The organism is Blastomonas sp., assembly GCF_046294995.1.
In the GTDB taxonomy this organism is placed as follows: domain Bacteria; phylum Pseudomonadota; class Alphaproteobacteria; order Sphingomonadales; family Sphingomonadaceae; genus Blastomonas.
Genome location: NZ_JBKBOG010000001.1, coordinates 645,783 through 665,485, shown reverse-complemented (window position 1 = coordinate 665,485; position 19,703 = coordinate 645,783). Strand labels below are relative to the sequence as shown.

Sequence of the window (19,703 nt, the reverse complement as noted above, 5' to 3'; positions counted from 1 at the left end):
GCGGGCTTTCGCTGCGTTGCAGCAACGCCCCGCTTGGCTAATGCGCCGCAGGCTGGTAGGCGCGCGGGCATGCTCGCAATGAACAACATCACCGTCCGGCTGGGTGGCCGCACGATCCTCGACGGCGCAACCGCAGCCATTCCCCCCGGCGGCCGCATCGGCCTGATCGGGCGCAACGGCGCGGGCAAGTCCACGCTGATGAAGGTGATGATCGGCGAACTCGAGCCCGATGACGGCGAAATCGAGCTGCCGCGCCTCGCCAAACTCGGCTATATCGCGCAGGAAGCCCCGCACGGCGCGATGACCCCGCTCGAGACCGTGCTCGCCGCCGATGTCGAGCGCATGCAGTTGCTCGAGGAAGCCGAAACCTGCACCGATCCCGACCGGCTGGGCGATGTCCACGAACGGCTGCTCGCGATCGACGCGTACAGCGCCCCATCGCGCGCGGCGATCATCCTCACCGGCCTGGGCTTCGACGACGAGATGCAGAACCGCCCGCTCGACAGCTTTTCGGGCGGCTGGAAGATGCGTGTCGCCCTGGGCGCGCTGCTGTTCTCGCAACCCGACGTGCTGCTGCTCGATGAGCCTTCTAACCACCTCGATCTTGAAGCGACCTTGTGGCTGGAGAACTTCCTCAAGGCATATCCGGCGACGCTGATCGTCATCAGCCATGAGCGCGATCTGCTCAACAACGTGGTCGACCACATCCTGCACCTGCAGGGCGGCAAGGTGACGCTGTATCCCGGTGGCTATGACAGCTTCGAGCGCCAGCGCGCCGAACGCGCAGCCCAGCTCGCCGCCGCCAAGGCCTCACAGGATGCCCAGCGTGCCAAGCTGCAGGATTATGTCGCGCGCAACAGCGCCCGCGCATCGACCGCAAAACAGGCGCAGTCGCGCGCCAAGATGCTCGCCAAGATGCAGCCGATCACCGCGCTGATGGAAGATCCAAGCCTGACTTTTGACTTCCCCAGCCCGTCCGAGCTGAAACCCCCGCTGATCACGCTCGATCTCGCTGCGGTCGGCTACAGCGCGGACACCCCGATCCTGCGGCGGCTGAACCTGCGGATCGATCCCGATGACCGGATCGCGCTGCTGGGCCGCAACGGCAACGGCAAGACCACGCTCGCCCGCCTGCTCGCAGCACAGCTGCCGCCGCTCGAAGGCGCGATGGAAACCGCAGGCAAGATGCAGATCGGCTATTTCACCCAGTATCAGGTCGAAGAACTCGAGAGCGACAGCACCCCGCTCGAGCAGATGACCCGCGCGATGAAGGGCAAGACCCCCGCTGCCGTGCGCGCGCAGCTGGGCCGGTTCGGCTTTTCGGGCAACCGCGCGATGTCGAGCGTTGGCACGCTGTCGGGCGGCGAACGCGCAAGGCTTGCACTCGCCTTGATCACCCGCGATGCACCGCATCTGCTGATCCTCGACGAGCCGACCAACCACCTCGACGTCGATGCGCGCGAAGCCCTGGTGCAGGCGCTTAACGAATATGACGGCGCGGTGATACTGATCAGCCATGACCGGCACATGGTCGAGCTGACCGCCGACCGTCTGGTGCTGGTCGATGGCGGCACCGCCACCGAATACAGCGGCTCGATGCGCGATTACATGGACTTCGTGCTCGGCATCAACCAGCCCAAGGGCGAGGCCAAGCCCAAGATGTCCAAAAAGGACAAGAAGGCCGACGCCTTCCACCGCGATCAGGTTCGCAAGGCCGAAAACAAGGTCAAGGCCGCAGAGAAGGCGGTGGCGGAGTTGCAGGCGCAATGTTCGGACATCGACCGCGCGATGTTCGACCCTTCATCGGCCAAGCCCGAGCTCGCCAAGCTGACGATGAGCGAACTGGCGCGGCAGCGCACGAGACTTGGCGATGCGCTCGCCGCTGCCGAAGCGACATGGCTTGAATGCAATGAGCAGCTCGAAACGATGAATTGACGCTTGAAGGGCTCCCCGGGTTGGTTTAATTGATCGATTAAATCAACGAGACCCGAGAGGATACCTGCATGGCCGACGCCTATATCATCGATGCTGTCCGCACCCCGCGCGGAGTCGGCAAGCCCGGCAAGGGCGCGCTATCGCACCTGCACCCGCAGGATCTGGCCGCGACCGTGCTCAAGGCGATCAAGGAGCGTAATTCGCTCGACACCGCAACCGTGGACGACGTCATCTGGTCGACATCGACCCAGAAGGGCAAGCAGGGCGGCGACCTTGGCCGGATGGCTGCGCTCGCAGCTGGCTATGACGTCAAGGCCAGCGGCATGACGCTCGACCGCTTCTGCGGCGGCGGCATCACCTCGGTGAACCTCGCGACTGCAGCGGTGATGTCGGGCATGGAAGATTGCGTGATCGCGGGCGGCACCGAGATGATGAGCTACACCCAGACCGTGGGCGCTGCCGAGGCCAATGCCGGGATGCCGCCGCCACTGATGGGGTCGCACAACCCCGCGCTCGACGAACTGCACCCGCAGTCGCACCAGGGCGTGTGCGGCGATGCCATTGCCTCGATGGAAGGCATTTCGCGCGAAGCACTCGATGCGCTCGCTCTGGTCAGCCAGCAGCGCGCCGCGCGTGCGATTTCAGAAGGCCGCTTCGACAAGTCGCTGGTGCCGGTGCACAATCCCGACGGCACGTTGGCGCTCGACCGCGAGGAGTTCCCGCGCCCCGAAACCACTGCCGAGAGCCTGGCCGCATTGAAGCCTGCCTTTGCCGGCATGGCCGATTTCGAGATTGGCGGCACCACCTTCCGCAAGCAGATCAACCGGCGCTACCCCGACCTCAAGATCGAGCACATGCACCATGCTGGCAACAGCTCGGGCGTGGTCGATGGGGCAGCAGCGGTGCTGATCACCTCAAAGGATTATGCCGACAAGCACGGGCTCAAGCCCCGCGCGCGCATCGTTACCTATGTCAACATGGGCGATGACCCGACGCTGATGCTCAACGCCCCCGTCCCCGCCGCCAAGAAGGCGCTCGAACGCGCTGGCCTGACCAAGGACGATATCGACGTCTGGGAAATCAACGAGGCGTTTTCGGTGGTCGCAGAAAAGTTCATCCGCGACCTCGATCTCGACCGTGAGAAGGTCAACATCAACGGCGGCGCGATGGCGCTGGGCCACCCGATCGGCGCCACCGGTTCGATGCTGATCGGCACCGCGCTCGACGAACTCGAACGGTCGGGCGGCCGTTATGGCCTGATCACGATGTGCGCAGCTGGCGGTATGGCCCCTGCGATCATCATAGAGCGTATCTGAACTGAACCACGGCCCGGTGAACGCGCTAAAATATGGTTGGTCGTGATTTCCGAGCCGTGAAATGTTCCATTTCACTCGAAATCACTTCAGACCAGCGCGTTCACCGCCGCCATGAACGGGCCGATCGAGACCGGCTTGGAGACATAGCCTTCCGCCCCGGCGGCGCGAATCCGGTCCTCGTCGCCCTTCCCGGCATAGGCGGTGACCGCCATGATCGGGATAAGCCGCAGGTCGCGGTCGGCCTTGATCGCCTCGATCAGTTCCAGCCCGCTGATATGCGGCAGCTGGATGTCCATGATGATCAGCCCGGGGACGAAATCGCGCGCCCGTTCCATCACCTCGCGGCCATCGGCCAGCCCCTCGACGGCAAAGCCGTGCGCGGTGAGGAGATCGCAGAAAAGTTTGCGATTGAGGTCGTTATCCTCGACAACCAGCACTCTTTTTGCCACTGAACCCCATATCCAAATTGCCGGGCCGCAAGGCGCCGGTGGTTGCCCTTATTACGCGGATGTAGGCCAAAGCCGTGACCGACACAATCAGGCCAAATGCCACCCCATCGAATGATCCGGCCATCATGGCGCTGCTGGCGCTGTCGTGGCTGCTGGGCGATGCCGAGCGCGCCGACCGGCTGCTGGCGCTCACCGGAATGACGGTCGAGGACCTGCGCCAGGGGGCATCGAGCCCCGCTATCCTCGCAGAATTCATCCGCTATCTGGAAGCGCATGAAGCAGACCTGATCGCCGCCGCCGACGCCACCGGCACCACGCCCGCAGCCTTGGTCAACGCCCGCATCCAGCTCGACCGTCAATCATGATCCCGAACGGAACCGCTATGAACACGTCACCCCGCCCGCTGCTGATCACCGATTGCGACGAGGTGTTGCTGTACATGGTCGCGCCGTTCCGCGAATGGCTCGACGAGGTCCATGAAATCGATTTCGATTTTTCCGGCGGTGATTTCGCCAAGGCGCTGGTCGATCGCAAATCCCGCGAGGCGGTGAAGCCGGGCGATATCTGGCCGCTGCTCAATGCCTTCTTCGACACCGAGATGCACCGCCAGAAGCCGATCCCCGGCGCGATCGAGGCATTGCAGGCGATCGGCGAGCATGCCGATATCGTGGTGCTGACCAACCTCAACGACCATCGGCAGCAGGCGCGCAGTGCGCAGCTTGCCCGCTTTGGCGTTCACCACCGCGTGGTCTGCAACCAGGGCCCCAAGGGCGAACCGCTGCAGCGCATCGTCGATGAGCACGCGCCGTCGGTGGCGATCTTCGTCGACGACCTGCCGCAGCATCACGAATCCGCCGCCGAGCACGCGCCCGACGTCTGGCGGCTGCACATGGTCGGCGAGGCCGCCTTGGCACCGCACATTGCCTGCGCTGCCGAAGCTGGCCATGCCCATGCCCGGATCGACAGCTGGACCGAGGCGCTCGAATGGGTGCTCGAACGCTTCGCGATGGGCGTCCCCGCCCCCGGCATCAAGGCTGCGGCTTGACGCTGGCCTGCACATTGGAGAATACGAGCATATGACTGACAGCATTGAACAAAAGCTCGCCGAGTTGGGTCTGGAACTGCCCCAGCCCGCCGCTCCCGTCGCCTCTTATGTGCCCGCCGTGGAAATCGGCGGCCTGCTTTACATCTCGGGCCAGCTGCCGTTCGTCGACGGCAAGGTGGTTACCGGACGGTTGGGCGAGAACGTCTCGCTCGAAGCCGGCGAGGAAGCGGCGCGCGCCTGCGGGATCATGCTGATCGCGCAGATGAAGGCCGCGCTCGGATCGCTCGACCGGGTCGAACGGATCGTCAAGCTGGGCGCCTTCATTTCAAGCACGCCCGAATTCAGCGCACAGCCCAAGGTGGCCAATGGCGCATCCGACCTGATGGTGCAGGTGTTCGGCCCCGCCGGCCAGCATGCGCGCAGCGCCGTCGGTGTTCCCGTCCTGCCATTGGGCGCCGCCGTGGAGATCGATGCAATTGTCGCCGTTCGGCCTGCTTGACGGCTGGCTGGCGCCGCCACCCGATCCGCGCCGCATCGCCTGGCTCGGAGAGCAGCCCTATGCGCATCGTGGCCTGCACGACGGCATGTGGAGCGGTCCGGTCGTCGAGAACGGCCTGCCCGCGTTCGCTGCGGCAATCGCGGCGGGGCACGGTATCGAATGCGATGTCCAGCGCAGCGGCGACAACCGCGCGGTGGTGTTCCACGATTTCTCGCTGAGCCGGCTGACGCTTTCGCAGGGCCGGGTCGATGGCAAGACCGCCGCCGAACTCACGCAGATCCGGCTGATGGGGCAGAACGGCGCGATCGCCGAGCTCGGCGCGGTGCTTGGCGTGGTGCGCGGTCGCGCGCCGATTCTGATCGAGATCAAGACCGAGAGCGACCATGTCGCGCCGCTGTGCCTCGCGGTCCGCCGTGCGCTCGAGGGCTATGGCGGCAAGGCGGCGATCATGAGCTTCCATCCCGGGGTTTCGGCGTGGTTCCGCCGGCAGGCGCCGCACATCACGCGCGGGCTGGTGATCACCGAGGAGGGCAGCCGCAACTGGAAGGGCACGCTGCAGCGCCACCGTGACCTGTGGCGCGCCAAGCCCGATTTCCTGGCCTATGATATCCGCGACCTGCCCAGCCCTTTCGCCGCAGCCCAGCGGGCCCGCGGGCTGCCGGTGCTGACCTGGACCGTCCGCAGCGACGAGCAGCATGCCATCGCTGCGACCCACGCCGATGCGCCGATCTACGAACGGGCCGCCAATCCGGACACCGCGCTACCGGCATGAGCGAGCGGGCGATCACCGCCGAGGTCGGCCGCAGCATCGCCGCGCTGGATGCGGGTCAATGGGACGCTTTGGCCGGGCCGGACAATCCGTTCGTCAGCCACGCATTCCTGAGCCTGCTCGAAACATCGGGCAGCGTCGGGCGCGGCACCGGCTGGACCCCTGCCCCGATTACCATCCGAGGCGAGGACGGCGCGCTGGTCGCCGCGCTGCCCGCATATCTCAAGAGCCACAGCCAGGGCGAATATGTCTTCGACCACAGCTGGGCGCATGCGTGGGAGAATGCCGGGGGGAGCTATTACCCCAAGCTCCAGATATCCGTACCCTTCACGCCCGCGACCGGGCCGCGCATCCTGCTGCAGGATTCCGCGTGGGCACTGCCGATCCTCACCGCTGCACAGACCCTCGCTGAACAGAACAACCTGTCCTCGGTCCACGCGACCTTTATCGAGCCAGCGCAACTGCCGCTGTTCGAGCAGGCCGGATGGCTGCTGCGCGCCGATACGCAGTTCCACTGGCACGACGAGGACTATAGCGATTTCGAGGGCTTTCTCGCCTCGCTGACCTCGCGCAAGCGCAAGGATCTGCGCAAGGAACGCGCCAAGGCGCAGGAAGGTGTCGAGATCGTCCACATGACGGGCGACATGATCACCGAGGAGCACTGGGACGCGTTCTGGGTGTTCTATCAGGACACCGGCGCGCGCAAATGGGGCCAGCCGTATCTCACCCGCGAGGCGTTCAGCCTGATGGGGCAGACGATGGCCGACCACATCCTGCTGATCCTCGCACTCTACGACGGCGCGCCCATCGCAGGCGCGCTCAACTTCATCGGCAGCGACACCATGTATGGCCGCTATTGGGGCTGCACCATCGACAAGCCGTTCCTGCATTTCGAGCTTTGCTATTATCAAGCCATCGACGCGGCGCTGGCGCGCGGCCTCTCCCGCGTCGAGGCGGGCGCACAGGGCGGGCACAAGATGGCGCGGGGCTATGCGCCCGAAATCACCTGGTCGGCGCATTATATCCCGGATCCCGGCTTCCGTCGTGCGGTAGGCGATTTCCTCAAGCACGAGCGCGCAGCGGTGCAGGCCGACCGCGAGATGCTGACCGAAATGCTGCCGTTCAAACGCAGTACATCCGGTGCTTGACGCATGCCCGCCGACGGCGCACGATCTACCTGAACTGCCTGTCCCAAGCCACTGACCTTTCAGCAGAAAGACTATATCCCATGCGCACTGTCCGCCTTGCCGCCCTGCTGCTCGCCTTCACCAGCCCGACCGCCCTGCTTGCCCAGGCCGCGCCCGATACCCGGCTGACGGGGCAGGACCTGTTCTCGCTCGAGGTTGCCGCCGATCCGCAGATCGCGCCCGATGGCAGCGCAATCGCCTTCGTACGCCGCGCCAACGACATCATGGCGGACAAGGCGGTCTCCTCGATCTGGCTGGTGAATGCAGCCAATGGCGAGATGACCCCGCTGGCCGCTGGTCCCGGAGGGCACAGCCAGCCGCGCTGGTCACCCGATGGCAAGCGGCTGGCTTATGTCTCGACTGCCGAAGGCGGCGCGCCGCAACTCTACGTGCGCTGGATGGCGAGCGGAGAGGCAGTGCGGATCACCGGCCTGCCCGAAAGCCCCGGCAATATCGCCTGGTCCCCCGATGGCAGCCAGATCGCTTACACCATGTTCGTGCCCGCAGAAGGCCCGAAGCTGGGCAAGGCGCCCGACAAGCCCGAAGGTGCGATCTGGGCTGCACCGCTCGAGACTTATGACCTGCTCTCCTATCGCGCTGATGGCGCAGGCTATATCAAGCCCGGCTTCGACAAGATCTTCGTCGTTCCCGCCACCGGCGGCGCGCCGCGCCAGCTGAGCTTTGGCGACTATCACGACGGCGGTGGGCTGACCTGGAGCAAGGACGGCAACACCCTGTACTTCGCCGGCAACCGCTCGCCCGACTGGGAGAGCGACCCCGTTGATGCGGAAATCTATGCGCTCGATATCGCCAGCGGCGCGATCAGCGCATTGACCGACCGCGACGGGCCGGATGCATCGCCGGTGGTTTCACCCGATGGCAGCAAGATCGCCTATATCGGCTTCGACGACAGATTGCTCGGCTATCACAACGCCCAGGCCTATGTGATGAATCGCGACGGCAGCGGCAAACGCGCGGTCGCCCCGGCGCTCGACCGCAGCATCGATACGCTCGTGTGGGCGCCCGACGGCCAGGCGCTGATCGCTCAATATGACGACCATGGCGAGACGCTGGTTGCCCGGATCGGCATGGACGGGTCGGTGCGCGAGATCGTGCGCGGCCTGACCGGCCCGTCGCTCGACCGGCCCTATTCGGGCGGATCGTTCAGCGTCGCGAAGAACGGCGCGATTGCCTATTCGGGCGGCAACGCCACCAAGCCTGCCGATGTGATGCTGGCAAGCGGCGGCAAGACCCGCGCGCTGACCCGGTTCAACCAGTCGCTGATGGCCAGCAAGCGGTTGGGCGAGGTGCGCAAGATGACCGCCGCCTCGACCTTCGATGGCCGTGAGGTCGAAGGCTGGCTGACGCTTCCGCCGGGTCACGTCCCTGGCACGCGGGTTCCGCTGGTACTGGAAATCCATGGCGGGCCGTTCGCCGCTTATGGCCCGCATTTTTCCACCGACAACCAGCTTTATGCAGCATCAGGCTATGCAGTGCTCTCGGTCAATCCCCGCGGATCAACGAGTTACGGTGCGGAGTTCGCAAACCTTATCCACCATGCCTATCCGGGCAATGACTATGATGATCTGATCGCGATGGTCGACAAGGCTATCGCCGATGGGGTCGCGGACCCCGATCAGCTGTTCGTCACCGGCGGATCGGGCGGCGGGGTGTTGACCAGCTGGATCGTCGGCAAGACCGACCGGTTCAAGGCCGCCGCGACGCAAAAGCCGGTGATCAACTGGACCAGCCAGGCGCTGACCGCCGATGGCCCTGCGTTCTTTGCCAAATACTGGTTCGGGAAAATGCCGTGGGAGGACCAGCAGAGCTATTGGGCGCGCTCGCCGCTGTCGCTGGTCGCCAACGTGAAGACGCCAACGCTGGTGGTGGTCGGCAGCGAGGATTACCGCACACCGGTGAGTGAGTCCGAGCAGTACTATACCGCGCTCAAGCTGGTCGGCGTGCCGACGGCTTTGGTCAAGGTGCCGGGCGCCAGCCATGGCGGCATCGCGGCGCGGCCATCGCAAAGCGCGGCCAAGGCCTCGGCGATCATCGCCTGGTTCGAACGCTACCGTAAACCGGCAGCGCAATAGGTCAGGCGGCGCGCGCTGCGATCTGCTGGAGCCAGGCGCGGGCTTCGCGCTGGGCTTCGGCGATCTGCCGTGCGGTCATTTCCTCGGAGATTTCCGCGCGGCAAAGCTGGCTTTCCTCATGGCCCTTGACGGCGGCGAGGTTGAACCATTTGTGCGCCTCGATCAGGTCGACGTTGACGCCGTGCCCGCCGGTGGAAAACGCCACCCCAAGGTCGAAATAAGCGTTGATGTCGCCCCGTGCTGCCGCAGCAAGCTTGGTCTCCATCAGAAACGTTGCGGATTTCAGACTGTTAGCCATCACTCATGCCCCTCTTTGCATGGCCGGTTGATCCGACAGGGGCGAGAGTGAGAAAAAGCGGTGAAAAAAGGGTTAATACCGGGGTAACCATGCCCCAGGTTTTACATTATCGCGGATTTACGGCCATATTATCGATGAGCCGAGTGCCGCCGATCCGCGCGGCGACCAGAAGACGCGCGGGGCGATCGGCGGTTTCGATCGGCTCCAGCGTCGTTGCATCGGCAAGCGTTACATAATCGACCGACGCAAATCCGGCTGCGAGCAACGCCTGCTCGATACCACGCGTGGCCTCAGTCACCGGACCGCCTGCCTCGATCACCGCGATCCCCGCCTGCATGGCGCGCGGCAGCATCGTGGCGGCGGCACGCTGTTCTGGGGTCAGATATGCGTTGCGCGATGACAGCGCGAGGCCATCGGTATCGCGCACCGTCGGCACCCCGATGATGTCGAGCCCGAAGTTGAGATCGCGCGCCATTGCGCGGATGACGGCGAGCTGCTGGTAATCCTTCTCGCCGAACAGCGCCATGTCGGGCTGGACCTGATTGAACAACTTGGCGACCACCGTGGCGACGCCATCAAAATGGCCGGGCCGTGCCGCCCCGCACAGACCATCGCTGACCCCGGCGACCCGGACGTTGGTGGCAAAGCCGGGCGGATAGACCTGATCGACGTCGGGCGCCCACAAGATCGCCACCCCTGCCTCGCTCAGCATCGCGGCGTCGGTCTCTTCCTGGCGCGGATAGGCGTCGAGGTCCTCGTTCGCCCCGAACTGCATGGGATTGACGAAGATCGAGGCGACGACATGGTCGGCGCGCTGCTTCGCTTCCCGGACCAGTTGCATATGCCCGGCGTGCAGCGCGCCCATGGTCGGAACCAGAGCCACTTCTCCGCCCTGCCGCCGAAGCAGCGAAACCGCCGACCGCAACCGGTCTACCCGACGTATGATTTGCACCTTGCCAAAGCCTCCGATAGGGAACTGCCGCTATGGGGTACGGGTTGTGCCCGCACGTGATTCACTAGGCAGCACTGGCACATTCGTCGTCCTGCTGGAAGGGGCAGAAAAACCATGGACATGATGACGCGCAAGGCGTCCGCGCACCATATCGTATTCGCGAATGAAAAGGGCGGTACCGGCAAATCGACGAGCGCGGTTCACGTGGCTGTTGCCCTGTCCTATCTGGGATTCCGGGTGAGTGCGATCGACCTCGATCCGCGCCAGCGCACCTTGCACCGCTATCTGGAGAACCGTGTCGCCACCCAGCAACGGCGCAGCGTCACCCTGCCCACACCGACGTTCGATGTGTACAATGGCGACACCCAAGAAGGCCTTGAGGAGATGGTCGCCAAGATGAGCCAGGAGTGCGACTTTCTGGTCTTCGATACGCCGGGCCGCGACGATACCTTCGCGCGCTTCGTCGCCACCCGCGCCGATACGCTGGTGACGCCGCTCAACGACAGCTTCGTCGATTTCGACCTGATCGGTCAGGTGGACCCGGAAAACTTCAAGGTCCGCCGCCTGAGCTTCTATGCCGAGCTGATCTGGGAGGCGCGCAAGGCGCGCGCCAAGTCCGATGGCATCGAGATCGACTGGGTGGTGCTGCGCAACCGTACCCAGCAGACCGATGCACGCAACAAGCGCAGGCTGGATGCCGCGCTGGCCGAGCTCTCCAAGCGCGTCGGCTTCCGCTATGTCCAGGGGCTGTCCGAGCGCGTGGTCTATCGCGAGCTGTTCCCATCCGGTCTGACGTTGCTCGACAAGGGTCACCTTGCCGATCTGGGCACCAGCCACATCATCGCGCGGCAGGAACTGCGCGAGATGGTCTCGGCGCTCAACCTGCCCGGCGTCGGCAGCCGGGCAACCGAGCGCCAGCCGCAGATGGTCTGACGCCCGAGGGCTTGATCACGGCGCCTTTGCCATCAACTTGAGCGTCATCGCGGTCATCGCCTCGGCGGCGGTCGCGATGACGGTGTCGGCCTCGGGTGCCCAGAACGGGCTGTGCAGCGAGGGCATGTCCGTGCCCTCCTTCTTCGCCTTGTTGTATTCGGCCAGCGGCACCCCGCCGACCCAGAAGATCAGGCTGGTGATGTTGTCCGGATCGGCGCGATAGAACCGGCTGAAATCCTCGCCGCCCATCGACGGTGACACCTGCGCCACGCGCTGCTCGCCAAAGCGGGCCTTGAGGAAAGCGGCCTGCTCCTGCGTGAAATCTGGGCTGTTGTAGACGGCAGGCGTGAACTGGTCGTTCATGGTCACCACCGGCATCTTGTCGTCGGGAACGCCAGCTGCAATCGCCTCGCCTCTGGCAATGCGCTTGATCCCGTCGAGGATTTTTGCCCGCGTTTCGTCCGAATAGCTGCGCACGGTGAGCAGCAAGGTCGCCTCGTCCGAGATGATGTTGTGCTTGGCGCCCGCCTGGAAGCTTCCGACGGTAACGACAGCGGCATCCTGCGGATCAAGCTCGCGGCTGATCAGCGTCTGCAGCGTGGTGACGATCCGCGCGCCGAGCACGATCGGGTCCTTGGTCGATTGCGGATAGGCGCCGTGGCCGCCCAGCCCCTTCACCTTGATATCGACGCTGTCGACATTGGCGAGCGCAAAGCCCGGCGTGTAGCCGATGAAGCCGGCAGGCGCCTGCGCGGCGTCATGGAAACCGAGCACATATTCGGGCTTGGGAAAGCGCGTGTAGAGCCCGTCCTCGAGCATCGCCAGTGCGCCCGATCCGATCTCTTCGGCCGGTTGCAGAATCATCACCAGCGTGCCCGACCATTCGGCCTTGCGCTTGACCAGCTGCCGCGCAGTGGCGACCCAGCCGGTCATGTGGGTATCGTGCCCGCAGGCGTGCATCACCCCGGTCTCGATGCCTGCAGGGCTCATCGCACGCACCTTGCTGGCATAAGGCAGCCCGGTCTGCTCGACCACCGGCAGCCCGTCCATGTCGGCGCGCAGCATCACCACCGGGCCTGCGCCGTTCTTCATCACCGCAACCACGCCGGTCCTGCCGACGCCCTCGGTGACTTCGAAGCCCAGCCTGCGCGCCTCGGCGGCGAGCTTGGCGGCGGTCTTGACCTCCTGGAAGCTGAGTTCGGGGTTGGCGTGCAGATCGCGGTATAATTCCATCAGACCGGGCATGTCGGCAGCGATATCGGCGCGGATGGTATCCTGCGCCTGGGCGGGCATGGCGATCGCCAGCGCGAGAGTGGATGCAGCAAATGCGCGCGCGAGAAAGGATGCGACCGGCATGTTTGTCTCCCCAGACATATGTTTGGAGGGGAGGCTAACGTGTTGACCGCATTACGCCAACGGTTTTGAGCATGCCGTCATTCCCGCGAACGCGGGAATCCCGCTTTTTGCGTTACCGGTGAGCAGAAGCGGGACCCCCGCGTCCGCGGGGGTGACGGAAAGAAGGTTTCGCGGAAGACGCTCCGTCCTCTCAGCGGTGCGGGGCCAGATCGAATGCGGCGGTCTTGCCGTCCATGATGTTCCGCGCGAGCAGATCACCCTTGCGCATCACCGCCTGCACCGCCTCGATACCCTGATCCCAATGCATGTCCATCGTCGAGCGGGTGAACTCGAAGTCGCGCATGCCGCTCTCCCATTTCTGGACGTTGTAGATCAGGTGGACGATATTGACCGCATTGTCCTCGACCAGCGCACGCATGCGCTCGACATCGGGGTCGGTCCGCATGTCAGGGGGCAGCATCGCCAGCACGTTGCGCAGCGCCTCGTGCTCCTTGCGCAGCTTGAGATAATAATCGGTCACCTGCCGGGTGCGGCTGGAATAGCGGATATCCTTTTCGCGGCTCATCGCATCGGCGAACTTGGTCGGCAGGTCGCCGCGTGCGGGGAAAAGATCGACCTGGAACGCCAGCATGTCGCTCGTCTGGTTGTCGAGCACGTACGCCAGCGGCGTATTGCTGACGAGACCGCCGTCCCAATAGTGCTTGCCGTTGATCTCCACTGGCGCAAACCCCGGCGGCAGCGCGCCCGAGGCCATGATGTGGCGCGCGTCGATGGTCTGCGGGCCGTGCGGATCGCGGGTATCGAAGTAATAGAAATTGCCCGATTCCACGTTAACCGCGCCGACCGAAAAGCGCATCGGCCCGTTGTTGAGTCGGTCCCAGTCGATAAAGCGGTTGAGCGTGTCGATCATCGGCGTGGTGTCGTACATGCTGACTGCGGCGGGCGTACCCGGCCAGGCAAGAGACGGCGGCAGCAGGTGCGGACGGTAAAACCCGGGCACGCCGACGCTCGCTGCCATAGCGGCGCCAGCAAAATGGTTCACCTCGCGCCAGAAATGGGTGTCGCCAAAGGCAAAGTCGATCGTGCCCGAGGTGACGAGTTCCCAGAACTCGCGCAGACGCTGGCAGGCGGTTTCCGGAGGATTGCCCGCAATGATCGCCGAATTGATCGCTCCGATCGAAATCCCTGCGACCCAGTCGATGCGAACATTCTGGCGCACGAGTTCGCTGAACACGCCCGCCTGATAAGAGCCTAGCGCCCCGCCGCCCTGGAGCACCAGGGCCACGGTCGCGGGCAGCGGAACGGCTGCAGACTGGGTGTCCAGCGCGTCTTTGGTTCGCGGCATTGCATATCCTTCTTGCGGCAGCGAGAGCGCACACCGCTTGGCACTATCTTATGACGCACTGCACAATAACGCAAATGACGTGAAAAAACGGTGCTGCCAAATCGGCATCTGCGGCGTAAACGGGGATCAAGGCAGGACAGGGACGACCCATCGCATGAAGCTCGACGATTATCGCACGTCCGACAATGTTTCCGACCAGCGCGGGCGCGGTGGCGGCGGTCCGCGCCTTCCGATCGGCGGCGGCAAGATGGGCATCGGCACGATCATCATTCTTGGCATCGCAGCTTTGGTGTTCGGCGTGAACCCGATGGAGCTGATCCAGGGGGGCGGCATGACCGGCGGCGCACCTGTCCAGACGCAAGGCCCTGGGGCGGCGGGCGGCCAGAACGCGGCGCAAAGCTGCGCAGTCGATGAAAAGAGCAAGTTCAGCTGCCAGGTTCTGGCGAGCACCGAAGACACTTGGGGCCAGCTGTTCAAGGCGCAGGGCCAAACCTATCAGCCGGCGATGCTGACCTTTTACGACCGCAACGGCCAGTCGGGCTGCGGCGCGGCGCAGAGCGCGATGGGGCCATTCTATTGCCCTGCCGACAACGGCATCTACCTCGACACCAGCTTCTTCGACGAGCTCGCCACCCGCTTCGGCGCCGCGGGTGATTTCGCGCAGGCCTATGTCATCGCGCACGAGGTGGGACACCACATCCAGACGATCAGCGGCCGATCCGACCAGGTGCGCCGGGCCCAGAGCACCGCCAGCGAGGCGCAAGGCAACGAACTGCAGGTGCGCATGGAACTTGAGGCGGACTGCTACGCCGGGGTCTGGGCAGCGCGCAACCGCGAACGCATCGAACCGGGCGATATCGAGGAAGGCATGGCCGCTGCCAATGCGATCGGTGACGATACGCTGCAAAAGGCCGCAGGGCGCCGGCCCGTGCCCGAAAGCTTCACCCATGGCACATCGGCACAGCGCATGGCATGGTTGAACAAGGGCCTGAGCACCGGCGATCCGGCGCAATGCGACACGTTCAGTTCAGCGCGCTTGTAGACCGGCGCATCGTTTCGAATGTCCGTGCGTATGCGCTTCACGGGTGTCCATCGTGACGCCGCCATGAGGGAAACATCTATGCATCGCAGTTTGATCACGCTTGCCAGCCTTGGTTTCATCGTCAGCGCCCTGCCCGCCAGTGCGCAAAATCCGAACGCCAGGCCACGTTCGACCGAGCAGGTGGCAGAGGATGTCGTCGCCCAGCCGGTGCAGGATGTCGGGATCGACAAGAAGGACATTCCGGAAAATCTGATCGCCATCCAGGACAAGCCGTATTCGCTGGTCGGCATCAAGACCTGCGCCCAGATCCGCAGCGCCATCGGCGACATGGACGCGGTGCTTGGCGAAGATCTCGACGTGCCTTACCAGGCGACCCGCGACGACAAGCGCAAGGACACGGCCGGCAAGGTCGGCGGGCTGATCGTCAATTCGATCATCCCCTTCCGCGGCGTGATCCGCGAGATTTCCGGCGCAGCCGCGCAAGAGCGTCGTTACAATTCTGCGGTCTATGCAGGCGTCGTGCGGCGCAGCTTCCTCAAGGGTGTCGGCCACCAGCGTGGCTGCAAATACCCTTCGGCGCCCGAACCCAGTGCAATGAAGTAACTTTCTTCAAAATCCTCTCCCTTCAGGGGAGGAGGCTCGCCGCAGGCGAGACGGAGGGGTGTCCACGGCCGCGCAAGGTTGACACCCCTGCCCCATCCTGCGGATGGTCCCCCTCCCCTTGCAGGGGAGGATTTTGATTCGGGGGCACACACCAATGCGACGTTTTCCGGTCCGGCGGCTGGCCGATTGCCATACGGTCGATGATTTCCGCGAACTTGCGCGCCGCAAGCTGCCCTATCCGGTGTTCCACTATATCGATGGTGCGGCCGATGACGAGATAACCCGCAATCGTAACACCACGGCCTTTGAAGAGTGCGACCTCGTCCCCAACGTGTTGGCCGGGGTCGCCGATATCGACATGTCGACCACCTTGATGGGCCGCAAGATCGACATGCCGCTGTTCCTTTCGCCGACCGCGCTGCAACGGCTGTTCCATTGGCGCGGCGAGAAGGCGGTCGGCGCAGCGGCGCAGAAGTTCAACACGTTCTTCGGCATCTCCTCGCTCGCCACGGTCAGCCTTGCCGAAATCGGCGACAGCATAGCGAGCCCCAAGATGTTCCAGCTTTATGTCCACAAGGACAAGGGGCTCAACGCTGCATTGATCGAGGCGGCGAAGGCGGCAAAGTTCGATGCGCTGGCGCTGACGGTCGATACCATCGTCTCGGGCAAGCGCGAGCGCTGCCTGCACACTGGCTTCACTTCGCCGCCGCGCCTGACACCGCGCTCGGCGCTGAGCTTTGCGACGCATCCGGGCTGGTCGCTCAATTACATGGGCCGCGAACGCTTCTCGCTGCCCAACCTCGAAAGCCATATCGCCGCCGGAACCAACGCCGCGATTTCGGTGGCGGATTATTTCAACACCATGCTCGACCAGCAGATGGACTGGGCGATGGCCGAAGATATCCGCAAGGCATGGGACGGCCCGTTCTGCCTCAAGGGGATCATGAGTGTCGAGGATGCGCGCCGCGCCGTGGCGATCGGCGCGACCGCAATCATGGTGTCCAACCACGGCGGACGCCAGCTCGATGGCAGCCGCGCGCCGTTCGATCAATTGGCCGAGATCGTCGATGCGGTCGGCGACAGGATCGAGGTGATCTGCGATGGTGGCATCACCCGGGGCACGCATGTGCTCAAAGCGCTGAGCGTCGGCGCGAAGGCGTGTTCGGGCGGGCGGCTGTATCTCTATGCGCTCGCCGCCGGAGGCCAGCGCGGGGTCGAGCGGACATTGGGCAATCTGCGCGGTGAGATCGAGCGGGGCATGAAGCTGATGGGCGTGACCCGGCTCGACCAGCTGGGTCGCGACAACCTGCGCTGGCGGTGATTATTGCGGGCGACCGACCTCGCCGGTCGCGCTGATGATGATCCGGTCGCTGTTCGCACCACGCGAAAGCACCACCTCGACCGGCGCGTTGGGAAGGCCGGTGCTGTCGAACCAGAAGCGCGCGCGCGAGGGTGCGGCTGCAGCGGCGGGGTCGGTCCCCGGCGGCGCGGCGTTCTGCGCCGCCTCGCCCTCAATCGTCGCAACCGTCCCCGGCTTCCAGTCGCGGTTGGCGAGCGTGCGCGCATTGAGCGGCACCCATTGCCGGTCCTGCCGCGCATCGAAGCCATAGCCCGATGGCGCGATCCATACCGCGATCGGTCGTGCCCCGACGATGGCCTCGTCGCGCGCCGCAGCGACACGGGCGGCAAAACGATCGGCGTCTTCGGACAGCGCAGCGCTGTCCCCGGGCAGCGACAGCACCACCGCGCCTGCGACCAGGCCGATGATGACCAGGGTTACCATGAGTTCGATCAGGGTGAAACCTTGATCGCCCAAACAGTCGCCCTCACCCTTCCCACTCCGCTTCGCGTCGCGGGCCCCTTCCCTCTCCCATTGGGAGAGGGAGGGAGGCGCGAAGCGCCGGAAGGGTGAGGGTGACAGGCGGATCACCCCACCCTCAAAGCCCAGCAGCGGTAATATCCGCATTCTCGTTCTCGCCGCCCGGAGCGCCGTCGGCGCCCAGCGAGTACAGATCGAATGCGCCGGTCGTGCCAGGGCTGGTGTACTGATACGGGCGGCCCCAGGGGTCCTGCGGCAGCTTCTTGATATAGCCGCCGCTGCGATAGCGGCCCGGCTGCGCCAAGGTCGGCGGCGCGGTGACCAGCGCGTTGAGCCCTTCGGCAGAACCCGGATAGGTCAGATTGTCGAGCCGGTACATTTCGAGTGCCTGGCTCAGCGTCGCGATATCGCTGCGCGCCTTTTCGGTCATCGCGCGGTCCTGGCTGGGCAGCACGTTGATGACGACGATCGTCGCGAGCAGCCCGATGATGAAGATCACCACCATCAGTTCAACCAGGGTGAAGCCACGTTCGCTGTCCTTCGCCGTTCTCCGGCGAAAGCCGGAGCCCAGAGCGATGTTGTGCCAAGCCGCCCTGGACTCCGGCTTTCGCCGGAGAACGGAAGCAAGCGACGTGGGGGATGTTTTCAACATGATATTCCTCATAAGCCAGTCAGGTTCTGAAGCTGCAGGATCGGCAGCAGGATCGACAGGATGATCATGGCGACCACCCCGCCCATCACCACGATGATCGCCGGTTCGAGCAGCGCCATCGCGGTGGAGGTGAAGTTCTGAAACTCGCGCTCCAGATAATCGGCAGCGCGCTCGAGCATGGTATCGAGCTGCCCGGCGCTCTCGCCGCTGGCGACGAGATATACCAGAAGCGGCGGAAAGGTGCCCGCGTTTCTGAGCGCACCCGATAGCGACCCACCCGAGCGGATCGATTCGACCGCCTCTTCGAGCGCCTCGCGCAGCACCGCGTTGCGCACCGTGCGCGTGGTCAACTTCATGCCCTCGAGCAACGGCAGCCGGCTGTGCACCATTGTCGCCAGCGTCCGCGCCAGCTTGGCCGCGTTCATGTCGCGGATCAGCCGCCCGATCAACGGCAGCTTGAGCAGCATGCCATCGAAGCGGTATTTGAACGCCTTGACCTGCATCGCCCGCCAGAAGGCAATTCCGGCAATCACCATGAGGATGAAGAGCGCCCACCACCAGTTGCTCAGGAAATCCGAAATGCCGATGACGATCCGGGTGATCAGCGGCAGCTGGGTCGAAGCATTGTCGAACTGCTCGACCACGCGCGGCACCACCGAGATCATCAGCCCTGCGACCACGCCGAACGCGACCAGAGTGAGGATGATCGGATAGGCGAGCGCCGAGATGATCTTGCCGCGCACCTCGGCCTGCTGCTCGAGCAGCGCGGCAAGCCGCTCGGTGATCACCGGCAGCGAGCCCGAGCTTTCGCCTGCGCTGATCATCGCACGAAACAGCGGCGGGAAGCTGCGCGGCTCGCGCGCCATCGATTCGGCGAGCGACTGGCCCTCCATCACGCCGGCATGCACGTTGATCAGCACGTCGCGGGCATTGGCCTTCTCGGTCTGGCGGCTGATCGTCCGCAGCGCCTCTTCCAGGGGGCTGACGCTCATCAGCGACGACATCTGCCGGGTGAACAGGGTGAGCTGCTTGGGGCTGAGCCGCGCGGTGCGCTGCGAAATCAGCGCCTTGCGCGGCGGCGCAGGCGCGATCGTGACGATGTGGAATGCCTTGCGGATCAACGCGGCGCGCGCCTGCGCATCGGAAGGCGCGCTGATCCGCCCCTGCCGCTCGCGCCCGGCCGCATCTATCACCTTGTAGGCAAAGTCAGCCATCAGAGCCTGATGGCGTGGGATTGCACCACCGTGATTGCCGGTGGAAGGTCTCCGGCAAGGCGCGGTGTGCAGGACGGGCTGGTTGCCCGTTCAAGCAGCGCAACGCAGTCCGGAGGGCTTCCACCGGCAACCGCACGCGGCGGGCCGATTTTGGCCGATTGCCGCGTCACTCGTCGGTCACTATGCGAAAACATAA

The 19,703-nt window shown here is 64.7% G+C and carries 20 protein-coding genes; 12 read left to right on the top strand and 8 right to left on the bottom strand.

Annotated features, from left to right (window positions below; translation table 11 throughout):
* Positions 1–69: 69 nt before the first annotated feature.
* Together ACK4R0_RS03040 and ACK4R0_RS03035 are read left to right on the top strand one after the other, a co-directional pair.
* Positions 70–1,935 (top strand): ABC-F family ATP-binding cassette domain-containing protein, encoded by a 1,866-nt coding sequence (locus tag ACK4R0_RS03040; RefSeq protein ID WP_409669992.1) that lies wholly within the window; start codon positions 70–72, stop codon positions 1,933–1,935.
* Positions 1,936–2,003: 68 nt separating this feature from the next.
* The gene (locus ACK4R0_RS03035) at positions 2,004–3,251 is read left to right on the top strand and encodes an acetyl-CoA C-acetyltransferase (RefSeq protein WP_409669989.1); all 1,248 of its coding nucleotides are present in this window, start codon (positions 2,004–2,006) and stop codon (positions 3,249–3,251) included.
* An 86-nt stretch (positions 3,252–3,337) separates the two neighbouring features.
* On the opposite strand, the gene ACK4R0_RS03030 is transcribed toward ACK4R0_RS03035, so the two are convergent.
* Entirely contained in the window at positions 3,338–3,700 is a 363-nt protein-coding gene (locus ACK4R0_RS03030; RefSeq protein ID WP_409669986.1) for a response regulator, read from the bottom strand.
* Positions 3,701–3,774: 74 nt separating this feature from the next.
* On the opposite strand from ACK4R0_RS03030, the gene ACK4R0_RS03025 reads away from it, so the two are divergent.
* The 6 genes from ACK4R0_RS03025 (at position 3,775) to ACK4R0_RS03000 (ending at position 9,293) form a co-directional block, all read left to right on the top strand.
* Complete coding sequence (locus ACK4R0_RS03025) at positions 3,775–4,065, top strand: DUF3572 family protein (RefSeq protein WP_409669983.1); 291 nt, start codon at positions 3,775–3,777, stop codon at positions 4,063–4,065.
* Positions 4,066–4,082: 17 nt separating this feature from the next.
* Entirely contained in the window at positions 4,083–4,745 is a 663-nt protein-coding gene (locus tag ACK4R0_RS03020) for an HAD family hydrolase (RefSeq protein WP_409669980.1), read from the top strand.
* A gap of 31 nt (positions 4,746–4,776) precedes the next feature.
* Complete coding sequence (locus tag ACK4R0_RS03015) at positions 4,777–5,244, top strand: RidA family protein (protein WP_409669977.1); 468 nt, start codon at positions 4,777–4,779, stop codon at positions 5,242–5,244.
* Positions 5,216–6,016 (top strand): glycerophosphodiester phosphodiesterase family protein, encoded by an 801-nt coding sequence (locus ACK4R0_RS03010; RefSeq protein WP_409669974.1) that lies wholly within the window; start codon positions 5,216–5,218, stop codon positions 6,014–6,016. Before ACK4R0_RS03015 ends, ACK4R0_RS03010 begins: the two co-directional genes overlap by 29 nt.
* Complete coding sequence (locus tag ACK4R0_RS03005) at positions 6,013–7,161, top strand: GNAT family N-acetyltransferase (RefSeq protein ID WP_409669971.1); 1,149 nt, start codon at positions 6,013–6,015, stop codon at positions 7,159–7,161. Before ACK4R0_RS03010 ends, ACK4R0_RS03005 begins: the two co-directional genes overlap by 4 nt.
* A gap of 80 nt (positions 7,162–7,241) precedes the next feature.
* Entirely contained in the window at positions 7,242–9,293 is a 2,052-nt protein-coding gene (locus ACK4R0_RS03000; protein ID WP_409669968.1) for a S9 family peptidase, read from the top strand.
* Position 9,294: 1 nt separating this feature from the next.
* Here ACK4R0_RS03000 and ACK4R0_RS02995 read toward each other — a convergent pair whose 3' ends face one another.
* Together ACK4R0_RS02995 and panC are read right to left on the bottom strand one after the other, a co-directional pair.
* Positions 9,295–9,591 (bottom strand): hypothetical protein, encoded by a 297-nt coding sequence (locus ACK4R0_RS02995; RefSeq protein ID WP_409669966.1) that lies wholly within the window; start codon positions 9,589–9,591, stop codon positions 9,295–9,297.
* A 106-nt stretch (positions 9,592–9,697) separates the two neighbouring features.
* Positions 9,698–10,543, bottom strand: a complete 846-nt coding sequence (gene panC / locus ACK4R0_RS02990) for a pantoate--beta-alanine ligase (RefSeq protein ID WP_409669963.1) — start codon at positions 10,541–10,543, stop codon at positions 9,698–9,700.
* 114 nt (positions 10,544–10,657) lie between these two features.
* Here panC and ACK4R0_RS02985 point away from each other — a divergent pair, with 114 nt between their 5' ends.
* Positions 10,658–11,476, top strand: coding sequence for a division plane positioning ATPase MipZ (locus ACK4R0_RS02985; protein ID WP_409669960.1), 819 nt, complete (start codon positions 10,658–10,660; stop codon positions 11,474–11,476).
* A 15-nt stretch (positions 11,477–11,491) separates the two neighbouring features.
* Here ACK4R0_RS02985 and ACK4R0_RS02980 read toward each other — a convergent pair whose 3' ends face one another.
* Entirely contained in the window at positions 11,492–12,832 is a 1,341-nt protein-coding gene (locus ACK4R0_RS02980) for an amidohydrolase (RefSeq protein ID WP_409669957.1), read from the bottom strand.
* Between the two features lie 190 nt (positions 12,833–13,022).
* Positions 13,023–14,177: a patatin-like phospholipase family protein gene (locus ACK4R0_RS02975; protein WP_409669954.1), complete on the bottom strand. Its 1,155-nt coding sequence runs from the start codon at positions 14,175–14,177 to the stop codon at positions 13,023–13,025.
* Between the two features lie 154 nt (positions 14,178–14,331).
* On the opposite strand from ACK4R0_RS02975, the gene ACK4R0_RS02970 reads away from it, so the two are divergent.
* The 3 genes from ACK4R0_RS02970 to ACK4R0_RS02960 all read left to right on the top strand — a co-directional run bounded on the left by ACK4R0_RS02970 (position 14,332) and on the right by ACK4R0_RS02960 (position 17,143).
* Positions 14,332–15,219, top strand: a complete 888-nt coding sequence (locus ACK4R0_RS02970; RefSeq protein WP_409669952.1) for a neutral zinc metallopeptidase — start codon at positions 14,332–14,334, stop codon at positions 15,217–15,219.
* A 78-nt stretch (positions 15,220–15,297) separates the two neighbouring features.
* Positions 15,298–15,822 carry a hypothetical protein gene (locus tag ACK4R0_RS02965; RefSeq protein ID WP_409669949.1) on the top strand — a complete coding sequence of 175 codons (525 nt, stop codon included), beginning with the start codon at positions 15,298–15,300 and terminating at the stop codon, positions 15,820–15,822.
* Positions 15,823–15,976: 154 nt separating this feature from the next.
* Complete coding sequence (locus tag ACK4R0_RS02960) at positions 15,977–17,143, top strand: alpha-hydroxy-acid oxidizing protein (RefSeq protein ID WP_409669947.1); 1,167 nt, start codon at positions 15,977–15,979, stop codon at positions 17,141–17,143.
* Here the strand turns inward: ACK4R0_RS02960 and ACK4R0_RS02955 are convergent, their stop codons facing one another.
* The 3 genes from ACK4R0_RS02955 to gspF form a co-directional block, all read right to left on the bottom strand.
* Positions 17,144–17,788, bottom strand: coding sequence for a GspH/FimT family pseudopilin (locus ACK4R0_RS02955; RefSeq protein WP_409669944.1), 645 nt, complete (start codon positions 17,786–17,788; stop codon positions 17,144–17,146).
* Positions 17,760–18,218 carry a type II secretion system major pseudopilin GspG gene (gene gspG / locus ACK4R0_RS02950; RefSeq protein ID WP_409670887.1) on the bottom strand — a complete coding sequence of 153 codons (459 nt, stop codon included), beginning with the start codon at positions 18,216–18,218 and terminating at the stop codon, positions 17,760–17,762. Before gspG ends, ACK4R0_RS02955 begins: the two co-directional genes overlap by 29 nt.
* A gap of 83 nt (positions 18,219–18,301) precedes the next feature.
* Positions 18,302–19,507, bottom strand: a complete 1,206-nt coding sequence (gene gspF / locus ACK4R0_RS02945) for a type II secretion system inner membrane protein GspF (RefSeq protein WP_409669941.1) — start codon at positions 19,505–19,507, stop codon at positions 18,302–18,304.
* Positions 19,508–19,703: the final 196 nt, after the last annotated feature.